Below are 17,371 nucleotides of genomic sequence, written 5' to 3' on the forward strand. Positions count from 1 at the left end.
ATCGGGGAGGGTGCCTTGAAGGATATCGGCTTCATCACGTCGGGTGACGGCGCGCAGCTGCAATGCTACCGCGATTATCAGGCCTATCTCGATGCGGAACTCTATCTGCGTACCCTCGACAAGGTCGATCTTACGGGGTTCCGCGCCATCGTCGTTCCCGATTTCTCCAACCAGGACCTGTTGCGGCGGCATGCCCGTCAGCTCAACGACTATCTTGCCGGCGGTGGCTTCCTCATCGTCTTCGAGCCCAATCGCATGGACGAATGGCTCGATGTCGTGGAGGTCCAGTGGTTCTCGCGTGAGACAGAGGACTGGAAATGGTGGATGCGGCCGGGAGGGCGCATGGAGGCGTATCAGCCGCGGCCCGAGCATTCCATGGCCCGGGCTATTCCCCTTGCGGATATGTGCTGGCACTTTTTCGGTGCCTTCCGGCTGCCGCCGACGGCAACGCCGATCCTCAATCTCGACAACGACGAGGGGTGCCTGCTCTATGATCAGGCAGTCGCCGGCGGCGGGCGGCTGATTGCCTCCACCATCGACCCGCATACCCATCACGGGCGCCGTTTCATGCCCGCAACGACGCGGTTCCTCAACGGCTTCTATCCCTGGCTGAAGCGCGAGGTGCAGAACCATGGCTGACCGTGTTCTCCGCCATGACGGCCGCAGGCCACATCTGCTCTATCTGCGCTCCACCCGCAGCTACAACCGGGATCGTATCGGCGGGCTTGTGCCGCAGGACTGGCGTTACAGCGCTGCCGATGTTTATGACCTCGAGACGATCGATCTTGCCGAGGTCGATGTGGTCATGCTCTCGGGCATGGCCGATCAGATCTTCCTGAAGTCCATCGAGGCGAAGCTGGTCGACTATCTCGCTGGCGGCGGCCACTTCCTGCTCAATGGCCATATCCTGCAGCCGTTCCTGCCCTGCCTCAGCCCGTTCCGCGCCGTTCCGCCAAAGCCGTTCACCAACTGGATGATCCGGCCTGCGCAGCCCGGCGCCTATTTCGGCCGGATGGACTTTGAAAACTTTCATCGGCACGAGGGGATCCTCGGCCAGTATGCACGCGGGTTTTCCGACGCGCCCGCCGGCGCGCAATGGCTTTGCCTCATCGGGGGGCCGGGGCCGGACGGCACCGTGCTTGAAGGCCCGGTCGACTGGGTCTGGCGCATGCCCGGCGGTGGCAAGGTCTTCATGCACAATGGCGACCATATCGAGCAGTTCTGCTCCGATCCCCGCCAGCAGCCCAACCTTTTCCATGACATTCTGAACGCGCTGGTCTTCTCCGACGAACCGCCGGCGGCTCCCGCGGAGGGGCGGCCTTGACGGATGGCGTCGCCGCGCCGGCTGCCGGAGACCCGCCGCTCGACGTGCGCATGGTCATGACGGGTCTGGTCGGGCTGCTGGTTCTTGCCATGATCCTCTCGCTTTCGGTCGGCCGCTATGGCGTGGGTCTCGGCGATCTCGCGACATTGGTCGGCGGTTGGCTGCGCATCGGTCCCGGTCGCGATGGCGTTGCCGAACCGGTCTGGCGGGTCGTCGAGCTGGTGCGCGTGCCGCGCCTGCTGATCGGCGCGACGGTCGGAGCAGGGCTGGCCCTGTCAGGTGCGGTGCTGCAGGGCGTGTTCCGCAATCCCCTGGTCGATCCGCATGTCATCGGCGTTTCCTCCGGTGCCGCCTTCGGGGGCGTGCTTGCCATCCTGCTGGGGCTTGGGGCAGCCGTGCTCTGGGTAATGGCGTTCGGTTTCGGGATTGGCGCCCTGCTCCTCGTCGTCGTGATGAGCCGCAAGTCCGGTCGATCGTCATTGCTCATGCTGGTGCTGGCGGGCATTGTCGTCTCGGCGCTGTTTTCCGCACTCGTATCGCTTGGCACCTATTTCGCCGATCCCAATGACACGCTGCCGGCCATCGTGTTCTGGCTCATGGGCTCGTTTGCGAGCGCAACCCCCGAACGGGCGCTCTACATGGTGCCGCTCGTCATGCTCTTCGCCGTGCCGCTGCTGTTGATGCGGTTCCGGATCAACGTGCTTTCGCTCGGTGACGAGGATGCCCGCGCGCTCGGCCTCAAGGTCGAGCCGACGCGGTGGTTGGCGCTCTGTTGCGTTACCGGCATTACCGCCGCCAGCGTTGCCAATTCGGGCATCATCGGTTGGGTGGGGCTGGTCATTCCCCATTTCGCTCGCACGCTGGTAGGCCCGGATCACGGCCGGTTGCTGCCGGCAGCGGCGCTGCTCGGCGCGATCTTCATGCTGCTGGTCGACACGCTTGCGCGCACGATGATCGCCGCCGAAATACCCCTCGGCGTGCTGACGGCGATCGTCGGGGCGCCGGTCTTCTTGATCTTGTTGCATCGCAACCGGGGGAACGCATGGTAGTCGCCATAGAAGCCCGCGGCGTCGGCTTCCGCTATGATGATGCCAATCCGTGGCTGTTCGAAAAACTGGATTTCACGCTGCGCAAGGGCCAGACGCTCGTGCTTCTCGGTCGAAACGGCCGCGGCAAGACCACGCTGCTCAAGTGCCTTGCCGGCCTGATGCAGCCAAGTACAGGTCATGTCAGCTGTGCTGGCATGCTCGGATATGTGCCGCAGCAGTTTGCCGCGCCCTTCTCCTATTCCGTTTTCGACGTCGTGCTGATGGGCCGCGCCCGGCATGTCGGGCTGTTCTCCAGCCCCACTGCGCTCGACCGCGAGCACGCGCGCGAGGCTTTGGCCCTGCTTGGTCTCTCCAGCTTTGCGCATAGGGCCATCGGGACGCTTTCGGGCGGTGAGCGGCAGCTGGTGCTGATCGCCCGCGCGCTCGCATCGAACGCTGACATCCTGTTGCTCGACGAGCCTGCCGCGGCGCTCGATTTCCACAACCAGGCGATCATGCTGGCCATGCTTGGACGGCTTGCCGCCGAGCGCGGCCTGACCATCGTCATGACCACGCACGAACCGACCCATGCGCTCGAAATCGGCGATCGTGCCGTTTTGCTCTACGGGTCCGGCCGCTGTGAAGAAGGGGCGGTAGCCGACATGTGTGCCCCCGAGCGGCTGTCGGCCCTCTACTCCATCGGCATGCAGCGCCTGGATCATGCAGACGGCCAATCCGCCAGCATCGCGGCCCGTTTTCGCTCGGTCGGGCACTGGCCGCAACCGGATGCCGGCAGCATGAAGGAACGCGGCCGCCGTTTTGCGGATCTTGATCAGGGCACGTGACAGCCTGCTCCTTTAGCTGCGTGGACAAGAGGCGGCGTCACCCGAACTGCGAGATGCCCCTTTCTGATGATGGCACGGTTGCACTGTCGGAGTGTGCCGCGTCGGTCCGCCAGGTCTGGAGCCACCGGTCAAATCCCGCTGCCCGCTCGGTGGCTTGTCCCGCGATCTCGTAGGCACCGACGATCGGGTTGATTGCGGGGCAGAGCTGGATGAGCTGGCCGTCACGCAATTCCCGCTCGATGAGCGACGGGCTCGCCTGGCCGACGCCGAGGCCGGTCATGCAGGCATCGATGGAGGCCTCGTCGGTATCAAAGGTGAGGCTGCCGCTGCGCGGCTGGAACGCAATGCCCGCCGCCTCGCACCAACGCTGCCATGACCAGGCATCGGCGGTGTCGAGCAGGATCGGCAGGCCCAGCAACGCGCCCGGCGTCACCGTCTTCGCCAGGCTGCCGATCAGCAGGGGCGAGCAGACGGCGACCGTTCGATCGAGCAGGAAGGCGCTGGGAAAGCGGGCCTCGTCTGAGCCGCGCTTGTAGCTGACCGTGACATCGGGAACGTCGCTGGCGCCAAGCGCGAGTGACTGGATGTTGAGGTCGACGCTGGGATTTTCCTGAAGATAGGCGCCGAGCCTTGGAATGAGCCAGCGCCGTGCCAGGGTGATTGGCGCCTGGATCACCAGGCGTATGCGATCCGGCAGAACGGCGCGCGTGCCGTTCTCCAGCGTGGCGAGCGCTGCATTCACGTGGATCAGGTATTGTCGGCCGGCATCGGTGAGCGAAATCGCATTGTGCCCGCGATGGAAGAGCTGGACGCCGAGGGCCTCCTCCAGCGACTTGATCTGCCGGCTGATCGCGCCGGGTGTCAGATGCAGCTCGCGCGCTGCCAGCGTCAGGCTGCCGGTGCGCGCGGCGATGGAAAAGGCCGGCAGTGTTGCCAGTGGCGGCAGTTTGGCGCGGACGGTTTGAGGATTTCTCATGCCGGCGTGAGAATCTTTCGCTTGCAAATAACTTGACCATATCTATCCACATTCTGCCAGAGCGACAAGAATGATCGGGGAAGCCTGCCTTGAAGACCGACGTCCGTCATCCGTGCGATCGATGCGAACAGGGCTTTCCTCAAGAGCGCAGCATGCATTCTGTGCAACCGTTCATGCTGTCAGCCGTCCGCCACTGTCATCACGGATCACCTTGAGGGAGAGAACAATGTTTTCCAGTTTTGCCTTGCCGAGCAGGCGTGCCCTTCTGTCCGGCGTGTTTGCCGCCTGCGTCGTTGCGGGCATGAACCCTGCACTTGCCGAAGACGCCACGCAGAAAGTCACTGATGACCGCGGCGTCGAGGTGACGGTTCCTGCCCATCCGAAACGCGTCGCCTCCATCTCGTTCTTCGCTGATGACGTGGCGCTGGCGCTCGGCATCAAGCCGGTGGCGAGCACCTATATGGTCGCGGACCGCCCGCCGGAGTTCCTGCTCGGCCTCACCAAGGACATGGTGCAGGTCGGTCAGCGTGCCAAGCCGAACCTCGAACTTCTCTCGGAAGCAAAGCCGGATCTCATCGTCGCGATCCGCCGCTACACCGTCGGCAATGCGCCGCAGCTCGAGAAGATCGCGCCCTATGTCGCCTGGAACATGGAACTGCTCGACGGCAGCGACAAGGAAATCGAGGCGCTGGCGAAAATCCTCGGCAAGCCTGAGCGCGGCGTCGCGTTGAACAAGGCGTTTCGCGCGCATCTCGCTGACGTCTCGGCCAAGGCGCCGAAGGATGCTCATCCCCGCTACGCCATCATGTGGGGCGGGGAAGTGCCGTTCGCTTTCCATGATGAGAACACGTCCGCCTCGATCCTGAATGCCATCGGCGGCGAGAACATTGCCGGCGCCATGGTGCCGGGCGGCGAATTCGGCGTGGACCTCAGCCTGGAGACCATGCTGGAAAAGGACCCGGAAGTCCTCTTCATCTATGATTACGGTCCGGATCGCCCGCATGAGGGCAACCCGATCTGGCAGGAGCTCACGGCGGTCAAGAACAACCGCGTCTACTATGTCGGCGATCAATGGGTCGAGACCAACGGTCCGATCGCCAGGGAGATCGTGCTGCGCGAAGCCGCGCACTACCTCTATCCGGATGTCTTTCCCAAGGTTGACGTGAAGGCGGAAGCGGCCAAGATCATCCCGGCCGAACTCCAGAAGTAAGCGACTGACCGCGACGACGATGGACGCACGCAAATTCTCGATAGCCATCGGTTGCATCGTCGTCGCGACCCTTCTCGTCATCGCTGTCGGCTTGATGCCCGGCGCGCGCACGCTTTCCGCCGGCGCGGTCCTGCAGGCGCTTTTCAGCCCCGACGGCAAGATCGAGTCGATCCTCGTCTGGACGCTCCGGCTGCCGCGCAGCCTCGCCGCCGCGACGGCCGGTGCGGGGCTTGCCGTGTCGGGCTATCTCCTCCAAGCGCTGACCCGAAACCCGCTCGCCGATCCCGGCATAACCGGCGTCACCGCCGGGGCGATCGCACCGATCGTCACATGCTTCGTCTTCCTGCCCTGGGTTTCCGGGCACTACTATCCGCTCGTCGGACTCGCCGGCGGACTTGCCGCCGCATCGGTGACGTTCTGGGTGGCGCGCGGCGGCAACAGCCATCCGCTGCATCTGGCCCTCGGCGGCGTCAGCGTCTCGCTCTTCCTCGGTGCGATCACCATCTACGTGCTGCTTTTCGCCGGGCCGCAATCGACGGCGCTGCTGTTCTGGCTGGCCGGGGGCTTTGCCGGGCGGACCTGGGGGCATCTCGTCCAGATGCTGCCCTGGGTGCTGGTCGGGGTGTCGGGCGCCTTCTTCCTTCATCGGGTGATCGCCATGTTCGCGCTCAGCGACCATTCCGCCGCGGCGATGGGGGTTCAACTCACGCTCTGGAAACCGGTCTTGCTGCTGCTCGGCATCTGCCCCGTCGCGGGCGTCGCGCCTGTTGCCGGCCCCGTCGCCTTCGTCGGCCTTGCCGCGCCGCATATGGCAAAGCTCCTGCGACCGCGCGGCACCGCCTGGGAGATCGGCCTGACCGCTGCCATCGGCGCGCTGATCGTGACCGCGGCGGACCTTGTCGCGCGCACCGCCGCCATTCCCAAGGAACTGCCGGTCGGCATCGTCACCGCGCTCATCGGCGGTCCACTCTTCGTTTATCTCATCCAGCGCGGCCGGCTCGATTTCAAGGGAGAGGGCGCATGAGCCTGGGCGCCCCGACGATTGGCCGGCCGAGCCGCTGGATCCTGCCGATTGCGCTCGCGCTCGTCCTCCTGTCGTTCGTCGCCGCCATCTTCCTCGGCATCGTCGACCTGCCCGTCCGTGATGTCCTGTCGGCGCTGACTGGAAGCGGTTCGCCGGAGGCACGCTCGATCATCCTCGATATCCGGCTGCCGCGCATCGTGACCGGCATTTTGGCCGGCATGCAGTTTGCGCTCGCCGGCCTGCTTCTCCAGACCATCACCCGCAATCCGCTCGCCGATCCCTCGCTGATGGGCGTCTCGCAGGGCGCGACGCTGACCGTGACGCTCTTCCTTCTCTTCACGGTCTATCTCGGCAATCCCGATTCCTACTCGGTCAACGAGCTACCGATCGCCTGGCTCCCGCCCGCCGGTATGATGGGCGGTATGATCGCCGGCGGCATCATCTATCTGCTTGCCTTCCGCCTCGATCTCAGCCCGCTCCGGATCACGCTCTGCGGCATCGCCATCGGCGCAGTGCTGCACGCCATTGCCATCGGGCTCATCGCGGGCTGGGGCTCGGCCCGCATCGAGATCATTCTCGAATGGCTCTCCGGCAGCCTTTATGCCCGGACCTGGGACCATGCGCTCTTCCTGCTGCCGTTCACGATTGCAGGCCTTGCAATGCTGCCGCTGATCTACCGCCCGCTGATCCTGCTGCGGTTCGATGCGACTGTCGCCCGCTCCTTCGGCCTCTCCTACAAGGCACAGTTCTCGCTGGTCCTGCTTGTCTCCTGCGCGCTGGCGTCCAGCGCCGTCGGCGCCGTCGGGCCGGTCGTCTTCGTCGGCCTCATCGTCCCGCATCTGGCGCGCTTCCTCGCCGGGCGGCATTTTCCGCTGGTCCTTCCGCTCACCGTCGTGCTCGGCGCCGTCATCGTCACGCTGGGCGACCTGATCGGCCGGCTGGCCGGCGGGCCGGAGGAAGTGCCGATCGGCGTCGTCACCGCCCTCATGGGCGTTCCTGTCCTGCTTGCGCTTCTGCGCAAGGTTCCGTGAGATCGCCCATGCCGCTCACCGCTTCACACCTGTCGGTCCTCTACGGTCGCCGCAAGGCGTTGACCGATTTCTCGCTGTCGATGGAAAAGGGCGAAATCCGCGCCCTCATCGGCCCGAACGGTTCGGGTAAGAGCACGGCGCTCCAAGTGCTGGCCGGTCTCATCACACCATCAGGCGGCAAAGCCCAGATCGAAGGCACCGCCGTCGCCGCGATGTCGCGGCGCGCGATCGCGAAAAAACTCGCCTTCCTGCCGCAGCAGCCGGCAGCGCCCGACGAGATGACGATCGCCCAGCTTGTCCGGCAAGGCCGTTTTCCCCATGTCGGCCTGTTCCGCTCCTATGACCGGAAGGACGAGGCGGCGATCGAATGGGCGCTTGAAAGCACGGGCCTCACGCGCTTCGCCGACCGGACGCTACAGGAGCTTTCCGGCGGCGAGCGCCAGCGCGCCTGGATTTCGGCGGCGCTGGCGCAGGAGGCGGGCATCCTGCTTCTCGACGAACCGACATCCTTCCTCGACATCGGCTACCAGGTGGAGGTGCTCGACCTCGTGCACCGCCTCAGCCGCGAGCGCGGCGTGACGATCCTGATGGCGATCCACGACATCAACCAGGCGATCGCCGTCAGCGACCGCATCTCTCTTCTGGAAAAGGGCGCGCTTCGTTTCGACGGCGCGCCGCGGGCGCTCGCCGAGAGCGGCCTGATTGAACGGACCTTCCGGGTGAAAGGGCGGTTCGTCGAGGTCGCGCCCGACAAGCCGCCCCATTTCGACGTCGAGCTTACGACGCTGCACCGGCTGGGGTCTTGACCAGCCGGAAGACGATCTTGGTCTGCGTGTAGTAGTCGAGCGCGTCGGCGAAGTCGGGTGTCCAGCCGTCTTCGAAGAACGGGATGAAGCCATCGTATTCCAGCTTGCGGCCCGAGACCGTGAAACCGGCTTTGGAAAACGCCCTGGCATAGTCGGTGATCGACCGGTCCTGCACAACCGTGTTGGTACGTTGGGCGACGAGATCGCGCCACTTCGGCCAGAGTGGATTGTCGGTATGGCAGCCCGTGACGGCGTAGTAGACGCCACCCGGCTTCAGGGCCTTGAAAATATCGGCGGCATGGGCGTCGATGTCGGAAACGAGATAGATCACCTCATGGCTGAGCGCGAGATCGAACTCCTCGATCCAGCGGCCCAGCGTTCCGCCGACAGCGTGCTGGACGGGAATATTGCCCTTGAATGCCTCGGCCTTGGCGATCGACTGCTCGGCGATATCGATGCCGAGCGCCTTGCGGAAGGGCCTGATGGCATAGAGATGCCGCAACAGGCCGCCCTGGTTGCAGCCGAAATCGAGCACGCTTTTCTGGCTGAGGTCGCGCTCGGAGATGAGATCGATCAGGTGCCGCCAGATGGGCGCATGACCATCCGACATCCGGTCCTCAGCGTCCGGATCGACATACCACGTGGTGATGGTCTTGTTGTTCTGGCTCACGGCAAACCTCCGGTGCAATCCTCGTCGTGATGGCGTTCTAGAGCAACGGGACTCCTGCGGGTAGCCCCATTCATGTGCGCAACGGGCTGCCGGCCAAGATAGTCCTGGCATCGCAATCAGATCCGAAATCCGCGACCTGCATCAGCGCTCCGCGACGCCCCTCTCTGGCAATGTCGACCGCGCGTTGCCGGTCCGTTTTCCTGAAGGTCTTTTGCCATTTCTGCAAAGATGCGATCGGATGGAGCGCGGCCTCGAGGCTGGGACACCTTGATTTGGCTACACATTGCCGGGCACGCCGCTGCGTCCTGCCAATGGGGGGGCGCTCGTTTGCGTCCTCGGTGATCAGCGCTGGCGCTTGACAGGCTCGGCTAAAAGAATGCAGGATTTGTAACAGTGCAGGTTTAGGCCTCACATGAAATGCCCCGCTCAACGCAAGTTGATGACGATCCGGAGCTCGCACCTCCTGGAACAGGGTCCTAGCGAAACCGGTCAACCGACCGGTCCAACTGTGGAAACTGGTGGGGCATGCAGAGAAATACTCTCTTTCCAGATGACTGTTGTTTGGGCCGCGCCTGGGGCCGCGCTTCGGCGCCTTTGTTGCCGTCCGCTCAGCGCCTGCTTGGCAATGTGCCATCGGGTTTTTCGCGCGCGCCAGTACTGCAACCGGCAGGGAGCGCCGGCGAGAGGTGAGGTTCCGGCATGCGCCAGCGCCCCGGCGCCATGCCGAAGCAATCGACTGAAACGGGGCAAATCGCAGAATTCAACGCAAGCAAAGGTAGGGAGGAGTTTACCTTGGCACATGCAGACGAAGAAAGTGCAACCGTCGCACGCCCGGAAGACGAAAAACTCAGCGTCGGCGCCAACATCGCCTATGGGCTTCAACATGTCCTGACGATGTATGGCGGTATCGTCGCCGTACCGCTGATCGTCGGCCAGGCCGCGGGACTGAGCCCGAGCGATGTCGGCCTGCTGGTCACGGCATCGCTGTTTGCCGGCGGCCTTGCCACCATCCTGCAGACCCTCGGACTGCCATTCTTCGGCAGCCGCCTGCCGCTGGTGCAGGGTGTTTCGTTCTCCGGCGTTGCGACGATGGTGGCGATATCGGGCAATGGCGGCATTCCGTCCATCCTGGGCGCCGTTATCGCCGCTTCGCTGATCGGGTTGCTGATCACCCCGGTCTTCTCGCGCATCACCCGCTTTTTCCCGCCGCTCGTCACGGGCATCGTCATCACCACGATCGGGTTGACGCTGATGCCGGTCGCCGCCTTCTGGGCCATGGGCGGTAACAGCAGCTCGCCTGATTTCGGTAGCCCGGCCAACATCCAGCTCGCCGCTGTGACACTGGCCATCGTTCTCCTGCTCAGCAAGGTCGGCAGCGCTTCGATCTCGCGGCTGTCCATCCTGCTCGCGCTGGTGATCGGGACAGGCATTGCCTATGCCGTCGGCATGACCGATTTCTCGCAGGTGTCGAACGGTCCCTTCTTCGCGCTGCCGACCATCTTCCACTTCGGCTACCCGACCTTCGAGATCGCCGCCATCATCTCCATGCTTATCGTCATCATCGTCACGCTGGTGGAGACATCGGCCGATATTCTCGCCGTAGGCGAGATCGTTGAGACGAAGGTGGATTCGCGCCGCCTGGGCGATGGCCTGCGCGCCGATATGCTGTCGAGCATTCTCGCACCGATCTTCGGCTCGTTCACGCAAAGCGCCTTTGCGCAGAATGTCGGGCTTGTCGCCGTCACCGGCGTCAAGAGCCGCTATGTGGTGGCGACCGGAGGCCTTTTCCTCGTGATCCTCGGCTTGCTGCCGGTCATGGGGCGTGTCGTGGCGGCAGTGCCGAGTTCGGTTCTCGGTGGCGCCGGCATCGTGTTGTTCGGCACGGTCGCGGCCAGCGGCATCCGAACCCTCTCAAAGGTCGACTACCAGAATAACATGAACCTGGTGATTGTCGCGACCTCGATCGGTTTCGGCATGATCCCCATCGCCTCGCCCGGCTTCTACGAGCACTTTCCCGCCTGGGTCGCGACGATCTTCCATTCCGGCATCAGTTCTGCTGCCCTGATGGCGATCGTCCTCAACCTACTGTTCAACCATGTCAAGGCCGGCAATTCGGACCAGCAGTCCGTCTTCGTGGCGGCCACCGAGCGAACGATCCGCTACACCGATATCGCCCGGCTTCATGACGGCGACTACTTCCTCAATGGCAAGCTCTATGACGCCAAGGGCGTCGAGATCCCGATGATCCCGGAGGCTGCGCACTGAGGGCGCCCGACACTCCCCTGGCTCCGGATCGTGCCCTGTCCCTGATCCGGACCACCTTTCCCCACGACACCAACGGAGACACAATGTCAGAAGAAACCGAAACCCGAAGCCTGCTCGATGCCCTGTTCGGCACGATGGAGGACGGCATCATCCCCACCACGGAGGTCGGCGTTGCTGCCGGCAACAAGGTCTTCGGCGCGGCGCTGCTGCGCAAGTCGGACCTGTCCACGGTGCTCGTCGAGACCAACAACGAGACGGAAAACCCGCTGTGGCACGGGGAGGTCCACACCCTGAAGCGGTTCTACGAGATGCCGCAATGCGATCGGCCGGATTCCAAGGACCTCATCTTCCTGTCGACGCACGAGCCTTGCTCGATGTGTCTGTCGGCGATCACCTGGGCGGGGTTCGACAATTTCTTCTATTTCTTCAGTCACGAGGATTCCCGCGACGCGTTCTCCATCCCGCACGACCTGAAGATCCTGAAGGAGGTCTTCACGCTCGACGCCGGCGGCTACAACAGGACGAATGCCTTCTGGAAGGGACAGTCGATCCACGCACTGATCGACCGTCTTCCCGAGCCGCAGCGGTCGCAGTTCAAGGAACGCGCCGAGGCCATCCGGCTGAAATATGACGATCTCTCGGTCGTCTACCAGACAAGCAAGGACGGCAACGCCATCCCCCTCAACTGATACCTCCCCCGGATGCGCCGCCGGCGGCTTGTCCCGCCGGTGGTGCGTTTGGCGTTGGGGCCCCGACATCCGGTCGGAGCGACGAGCCGGCGAGGCACATGCGCTGCGGCTCGCCGGAAGCAGTCTCTACCGGCTTGCCACGAAGTCCGCCATGCGGCGGATGAGGGAAGCCCCCACTGTCGCGCCCGCATCCTGCAGGCCGATGGTCTTTTCCTGGAAGGCCGCGGCCTTGCCATGCTGGGCAAGCAGGGACTTGGTGGCTTCGAGCGCCTGCTCGGCGGCGTCTGCCGCGGCGTTGAGCGCATCGGCAAGCGAAGCGCCGGCAACGGCCTGTGCTTCCAGTGTCACCGCAATCGGGTCGAGCACGTCAAGCAAGGTCTTGTCGCCGACCTTCGCCTTGCCGCGTTCGGCAACGCCATCGCGATAGGCGCGCCAGAAGGCGGCCATGTCCGCCGTTTCCAGCACATCCTTGCCCTCAACGGCCTTGCTGGCCCGCAGGAATCCGGTCGCCGTCAACGTACCCATGGTGGAGGGAGCGGTGCGGGCCATTGTTGCCCCGGCTGTACGCAGGAGCTTGGCGATACCTGCCGCTTCGCCCTCTGCCTCCAATGCATCGGCAGCGGCGGCGAAGGACTTGCTCATGGTGATGCCGAGGTCGCTGTCGCCTACCTTGCCGTCGAGCGCGATGAGAAATTCACGCTGTTCGGAAAAGAGATCCTTCCAGCTCTTGAAAAGGTCGATCAGGCCTGCGGCATTCAATGTCTCGATCGTCATCGTTTCACCCTGCAATATGCTGGAAGAACGGCGTGTTGGCCGGAGCGGCGACAAGGCGGTCGAGCTCGTCGTCGAGATGCAGGATCGAGATCGACGCGCCGGCCATCTCCATCGAAGTGGCGAATTCGCCGATCCAGACATGTTTCGCGGTAACGCCGCGCGCTTCCAGAAGCTGCGCGACGCGGCGGAAGAGGATGTAGAGCTCCTCCAGCGGCGTGCCGCCGAGGCCGTTAACAAGCACGGCGACGTTGTCGCCGGACTTGTAGTCCGTTTCCGCGAAGATGCGCTCCATCATCTCGTCGACGACCGCATCGGCCGGCGCCAGCGTCTTGCGGCTGATGCCGGGTTCGCCATGGATGCCCATGCCGATTTCCATCTCGTCTTCACCGATGGAGAACGTGGCGTGGCCGATTTCCGGAACGACGCAGCTGGAGAGTGCGACGCCCATGGTGCGGGTATGCAGCCGTGCCTTGTCGGCAAGGCGCGCGACCTCATCGAGCGGGAGGCCTTCAGCGGCCGCTGCACCGGCGGTCTTGTAGATGAAGAAGATGCCGGCGACGCCACGGCGCTTGTGTTCCTCCCCGACCACCGAGGAGGCGACGTCGTCATTGCCGACGACCTGCTTGACCACGATACCGTCAAGATCGGCAAGTTCGGCAGCCATGTCGAAATTGATGATGTCACCGGTGTAGTTGCCGTAGATATAGAGGACGCCGGCACCTTGATCGATATGCTTCGTTACCTGGTACATCTGCTCGGCGCTGGGCGACTGGAAGACGCCGCCAACCGCCGCTCCGTCGAGCATGCCCTCGCCAACGAAGCCGAGGAAGGTCGGCAGGTGGCCCGAGCCACCGCCGGTCGCGATGCCGACCTTGCCGGGTTTGGTTCTTGCGCTGACCAGGCAGCGCAGGTCGTTGGCCGTATAGGTGACGGCGGGATGCGCCTTGTAGATGCCTTCCAGCATCTCGTCGACGAAATTGACGGGGTCGTTCAGAAACTTCTTCATGCTCTTGCTCCGGGAATTGGGGATTATTTCTTGCGCTGGCGCGTGACGAAGAAGGCGGCAGCCAGCAGGATGAAGCTGCCGACGACGAGCCGCTGCCAGGTGCTGGGAATGCCGACCATGACGAGCACGCTGTTGATGACAACGATCAGGAGCACGCCGAGTAGGGTGCCGAGGACCGTGCCGGTGCCGCCGGTGATGCGCGCGCCGCCGAGTACGACGGCCGCGATGACGTTGATCTCGGTGCCAACGAGATCGAAGGGATTTGCCTGCCGGTTGGCGCAGACATGGATGATGCCGGCAAGGCCCGCGAGCGCGCCCGCATAGCCGAACAGGAAAACATGCACGGTGCGCAAGTTGTACCCGAGACGGCTTGCGATGTCGGCATTGCCGCCGACGGCGAAGATGGCGCGGCCCATCAGGGTACGGTTGAGGATCCACCAGGTCACGAAGGCGGCAATGGGCAGGACGAGGAAGTAGAACGGCAGCGTGATCAATGCGCCATTGGCGGATTCGAGCTGCAGGAGCGGCATGCGCCCGAAGCTGCCCATCTGCGGCGGCAGCGACATGATCCAGACCGTACCGATGAAGGAGAGCAGGAAGCCGCGGAAGAGATACTGCGTGCCGATGGTGACGATCAGCGATGGCACCTTCAGGTGATGAACGAGCAGGCCGTTGACAATGCCGAGCGCCGCGCCGCCGACCGTCGCCATGAGAATGATGAGGGCGATGGGCAGGTTCGGCAGATAGGTCTGCACCAGCACGGTCATCGAATACATGGTGAAGGCCGCGATCGCCGTGAAGGACACGTCGATGCCGCCTGCCGCCAGGATGATGAAGACGCCGAGCGCGAAAAGCCCCATGACCACGCTGGCGCGGCCGATGTCGATAAGCGTCGAGGGTTGCAGGAAGGCCGGGTTGGCGATGGTGACGCCGACACAGATTGCGACCAGGAGCAGGAACGTGATGGTTTCCGGTCGGCGGCGCACGAGTTCGCTGAAGCTGAAGGAACGCGACGGGCCGGCGGTGCCGTGGAGTTCATCGGTTCGTGAGGCACTCATTGCATGGTCTCCGTCGTGGTCGCCAGCATTGCTTTGTAGAGCTGGTCTTCGGTTGCCTCTCCGGCGCCCATTTCCGCGACCACCCGGCCGCCGTTCATGACGAGGATGCGGTCGGCGTTCTGAAGGAGTTCGGGCAGGTCGTCGCTGACGATGACGAGCCCCATGCCCGCTTCGGCAAGGGCCTGGATGACGCGATAGATCGTGTCCTTGGAGCCGACATCGACGCCGACGGTGGGCCCGTGCAGCACCAGCAGTTTCGGTGCGATGCTCAGCCACCGGCCGATCAGCACGCGCTGCTGGTTGCCGCCCGAGAGCGCCCCGACAGGCAGATCGAGATTCTTCGTGTTGAGCCGCATCTCCTCGGAAAGACGGGCGGCGATCCCGCGTCCTTCTTCCCGGTCGACAACGCCAAGCGAATTGGCAAGGCGCGAAACGATGAGGGCGATTTCGTTCTCGAAGATCGACTTGTCCAGGAAGAGACCTTCGGCAAGCCGGTCCTCCGGGACATAGCCGATACCATGCGCGATGGCTTCCGCAGGCGAGCGGACGGAAACGACCTTGCCATCGAGTGTCACTGTGCCGCCTGTGGCAGGGGCAACGCCGGTCAGGGCCAGGGCAAGCTCGTTGCGGCCGGAATCGGCAAGACCCGTAATGCCGAGAATTTCGCCCTTTTTCAGGGAGAAGCTCATCTCCCGCACGCCATCGACAACGAGCCGCTCCACTTTGAGCAGCTCCTTGTCTGACAGTTTGCCCGTGCGGTAGCGCTGGGCATCGATGGAACGACCGGTCATCAGTTCGGCGAGTTCCTTCTTGCTGTAGGTTTCGATAGGCCCCTGAGCGACGCACTGGCCGTCCCGGAAAACGACGGCGTGGCCGCCGATGCGATAGCATTCGTCCAGCTTGTGCGTGACGAAGAGTACGGCGACGTTTTCAGTGCGCAGGCGCTCGACGACCTGGATGAGGTTGTCCACTTCCTTGCGTGTCAGTGACGTGGTCGGCTCGTCCATGATGACGAGTTTGGCGCGGGTCGCTATGGCCCGGGCGATTGCGACAAGCTGGCGGGAGGCGAGCGGCAGGTCGGAAACGATGGTGTTGAGGAAGGTCCGGTCGCTCGGCAGGCCTACGGCGGCCAGCGCCCGCTCCGCGGTTTCCTTCAACCGCTTGCGATCGAAGAGACGTGCGAGACGGCCGCTGGCGTTCACCAGCTGCTCGTTCATCGCGACGTTCTCGGCGACCGTCAGATTGGGCAGCAGCGACAGATCCTGGTAGACGGTCTCGATGCCAGCGGCGAGCGACTGGATCGGTGTCAGCGACGCAAAGGTCTCGCCACCCAGCACGATCTCGCCTGACGTCGGGGCATGCGCACCCGACATGATCTTGATGACGGTGCTCTTGCCGCACCCGTTCTCGCCGAGAAGGTGGTAGGCCTCGCCCGGATGGAGCGTCAGATCGATGCCGCGCAGGGCATGGACGCCGCCGAACCACTTCTGGATGTTCCTGAGTTCAAGGAGCGCTGCCGGTTGCTGCGCTGTTTGTGCTTGTGCCGCCACGGAAATTGTCCTCATGCTGACCGGCGTTTTGCCACGCCGGACGATCCCGGCCGGAAGGGGAACCTTCCGGCCGGCTGACGGTTTGTCGATTAGAACAGGTGTTCCTTGTAGGTCGCCTTGTCGGCGAGGACCATGCCGTTGCCGAGGATCAGCAGGCCCTTGCCCGGGCCCTGCTTGACCGAGACCTTGTTGTAACCTTCGACGCCGAGGTCCATGCCGTCGGTGACTTCCTTCTTCTCCAGCAGCAGGCGTGCGACGGCGTTCATCGCCATGCCGGCCTTCTGCGGGTCCCAGAAGCCAATCGCCGTGATGGCACCGGATTCCAGCAGGTCGGCCGAGGGGTTCGGCAGGCCGGTGCCGACGAGGCAGACTTTGCCGCTCAGACCCGCTTCGTCGATAGCGCGACCGACACCGAGCACGTCGTTGCCCGCCGAGGTCTGGAAGCCCTTGATGTCGGGGTGCTTGCGCAGGATTTCCTTGGCTTTCTCATAGGTGCCGTTGGCATCGTCGAAGGATTCGTTGTTCGGATCGACGAGTTCCATGCCGGCATGTTTCTTGGCATTCTCCTCACCGGCGCCGACCCACTGCATGTGCGTGCGGCTGCCGAGCGAGCCGACGAAGGTCGTCCACTTGCCTTCCTTGCCCATGCATTCGGCGAGGCGTTCGTTCAGGGCCGAGCCATAGTCTGCATTGTCGAAGGCCTCGACGTCGGCATGGGTGTTCACCTGGTTATCGGCTTCATGGGTGACGACGACGATGCCGCGCTCCATGGCGCGCTGGAAGGTGCCTTCCAGAACGGCCGGGTCCATCGGCACGACGGCAAGGGCGTTGACACCCTTGGCAACGAGGTCGTTGACGATCTGCAGTTGCTGGGCCGAGTCCGCTGTTGCCGGGCCACTCTGGCTTGCAACGACGTCCGGATTGGCTTCCTGATAAGCCACGACGCCGGTGTTCATGCGGTCGAACCACGGAATGCCGCTGATCTTGACCACGGTGGCGATGACCGGCTTTTCCTGTGCGACCAGCGTGCCGATCGAGCCGGCAAGCGCAACGGCCGCAACTGTGGTTCCAGCCAGTACCTTCTTCGAAAACGATTTCATGTTTTCCTCCACGAA

At 63.9% G+C, this 17,371-nt stretch carries 17 protein-coding genes; 10 read left to right on the top strand and 7 right to left on the bottom strand.

The window, feature by feature from the left end:
• The first annotated feature begins 15 nt into the window (after window positions 1–15).
• Genes EXZ48_RS19440 through EXZ48_RS19455 form a run of 4 tightly spaced genes read left to right on the top strand, consistent with a single transcriptional unit; the run spans window position 16 to window position 3,197 of the window.
• A complete protein-coding gene (locus EXZ48_RS19440) occupies window positions 16–639 on the top strand; it encodes a hypothetical protein (RefSeq protein WP_023512708.1) in 624 nt (207 codons plus the stop codon).
• Window positions 632–1,324, top strand: a complete 693-nt coding sequence (locus tag EXZ48_RS19445; RefSeq protein ID WP_130517708.1) for a hypothetical protein — start codon at window positions 632–634, stop codon at window positions 1,322–1,324. The genes EXZ48_RS19440 and EXZ48_RS19445 overlap by 8 nt, the downstream gene beginning before the upstream one ends.
• 50 nt (window positions 1,325–1,374) lie before the next feature.
• A complete protein-coding gene (locus EXZ48_RS19450) occupies window positions 1,375–2,373 on the top strand; it encodes an iron ABC transporter permease (protein WP_130517792.1) in 999 nt (332 codons plus the stop codon).
• Complete coding sequence (locus EXZ48_RS19455) at window positions 2,367–3,197, top strand: ABC transporter ATP-binding protein (protein WP_130517710.1); 831 nt, start codon at window positions 2,367–2,369, stop codon at window positions 3,195–3,197. The genes EXZ48_RS19450 and EXZ48_RS19455 overlap by 7 nt, the downstream gene beginning before the upstream one ends.
• A gap of 37 nt (window positions 3,198–3,234) precedes the next feature.
• Here the strand turns inward: EXZ48_RS19455 and EXZ48_RS19460 are convergent, their stop codons facing one another.
• Window positions 3,235–4,173, bottom strand: coding sequence for a LysR family transcriptional regulator (locus EXZ48_RS19460; protein ID WP_130517712.1), 939 nt, complete (start codon window positions 4,171–4,173; stop codon window positions 3,235–3,237).
• Between the two features lie 226 nt (window positions 4,174–4,399).
• Here EXZ48_RS19460 and EXZ48_RS19465 point away from each other — a divergent pair, with 226 nt between their 5' ends.
• The 4 genes from EXZ48_RS19465 to EXZ48_RS19480 are packed head-to-tail and all read left to right on the top strand — an operon-like array spanning window position 4,400 to window position 8,244.
• The gene (locus EXZ48_RS19465) at window positions 4,400–5,383 is read left to right on the top strand and encodes an ABC transporter substrate-binding protein (RefSeq protein WP_130517714.1); all 984 of its coding nucleotides are present in this window, start codon (window positions 4,400–4,402) and stop codon (window positions 5,381–5,383) included.
• Window positions 5,384–5,402: 19 nt separating this feature from the next.
• Complete coding sequence (locus EXZ48_RS19470) at window positions 5,403–6,407, top strand: iron ABC transporter permease (protein ID WP_050745674.1); 1,005 nt, start codon at window positions 5,403–5,405, stop codon at window positions 6,405–6,407.
• The gene (locus tag EXZ48_RS19475) at window positions 6,404–7,438 is read left to right on the top strand and encodes an iron ABC transporter permease (RefSeq protein ID WP_050745673.1); all 1,035 of its coding nucleotides are present in this window, start codon (window positions 6,404–6,406) and stop codon (window positions 7,436–7,438) included. The genes EXZ48_RS19470 and EXZ48_RS19475 overlap by 4 nt, the downstream gene beginning before the upstream one ends.
• Before the next feature lie 8 nt (window positions 7,439–7,446).
• Window positions 7,447–8,244 (top strand): ABC transporter ATP-binding protein, encoded by a 798-nt coding sequence (locus EXZ48_RS19480; RefSeq protein ID WP_130517716.1) that lies wholly within the window; start codon window positions 7,447–7,449, stop codon window positions 8,242–8,244.
• Here the strand turns inward: EXZ48_RS19480 and EXZ48_RS19485 are convergent.
• Window positions 8,216–8,854, bottom strand: a complete 639-nt coding sequence (locus EXZ48_RS19485) for a bifunctional 2-polyprenyl-6-hydroxyphenol methylase/3-demethylubiquinol 3-O-methyltransferase UbiG (protein WP_245462227.1) — start codon at window positions 8,852–8,854, stop codon at window positions 8,216–8,218. The genes EXZ48_RS19480 and EXZ48_RS19485 overlap by 29 nt on opposite strands.
• A gap of 780 nt (window positions 8,855–9,634) precedes the next feature.
• Here EXZ48_RS19485 and EXZ48_RS19490 point away from each other — a divergent pair.
• Together EXZ48_RS19490 and EXZ48_RS19495 are read left to right on the top strand one after the other, a co-directional pair.
• Window positions 9,635–11,179 (top strand): nucleobase:cation symporter-2 family protein, encoded by a 1,545-nt coding sequence (locus EXZ48_RS19490; protein WP_371260141.1) that lies wholly within the window; start codon window positions 9,635–9,637, stop codon window positions 11,177–11,179.
• 83 nt (window positions 11,180–11,262) lie between these two features.
• A complete protein-coding gene (locus EXZ48_RS19495) occupies window positions 11,263–11,868 on the top strand; it encodes a nucleoside deaminase (protein ID WP_024270398.1) in 606 nt (201 codons plus the stop codon).
• 126 nt (window positions 11,869–11,994) lie between these two features.
• Here the strand turns inward: EXZ48_RS19495 and EXZ48_RS19500 are convergent, their stop codons facing one another.
• The 5 genes from EXZ48_RS19500 to EXZ48_RS19520 form a co-directional block, all read right to left on the bottom strand.
• Entirely contained in the window at window positions 11,995–12,642 is a 648-nt protein-coding gene (locus EXZ48_RS19500) for a dihydroxyacetone kinase family protein (RefSeq protein WP_050745670.1), read from the bottom strand.
• A 4-nt stretch (window positions 12,643–12,646) separates the two neighbouring features.
• Window positions 12,647–13,648: a dihydroxyacetone kinase subunit DhaK gene (locus EXZ48_RS19505; RefSeq protein ID WP_050745669.1), complete on the bottom strand. Its 1,002-nt coding sequence runs from the start codon at window positions 13,646–13,648 to the stop codon at window positions 12,647–12,649.
• 23 nt (window positions 13,649–13,671) lie between these two features.
• Entirely contained in the window at window positions 13,672–14,706 is a 1,035-nt protein-coding gene (locus tag EXZ48_RS19510) for an ABC transporter permease (protein ID WP_050745668.1), read from the bottom strand.
• Entirely contained in the window at window positions 14,703–16,271 is a 1,569-nt protein-coding gene (locus EXZ48_RS19515; RefSeq protein WP_130517719.1) for a sugar ABC transporter ATP-binding protein, read from the bottom strand. Before EXZ48_RS19515 ends, EXZ48_RS19510 begins: the two co-directional genes overlap by 4 nt.
• A 74-nt stretch (window positions 16,272–16,345) precedes the next feature.
• The gene (locus EXZ48_RS19520; RefSeq protein ID WP_023512499.1) at window positions 16,346–17,356 is read right to left on the bottom strand and encodes a substrate-binding domain-containing protein; all 1,011 of its coding nucleotides are present in this window, start codon (window positions 17,354–17,356) and stop codon (window positions 16,346–16,348) included.
• Window positions 17,357–17,371 lie beyond the last annotated feature (15 nt).

It is taken from the genome of Shinella sp. JR1-6 (genome assembly GCF_004284735.1).
GTDB lineage: Bacteria > Pseudomonadota > Alphaproteobacteria > Rhizobiales > Rhizobiaceae > Shinella.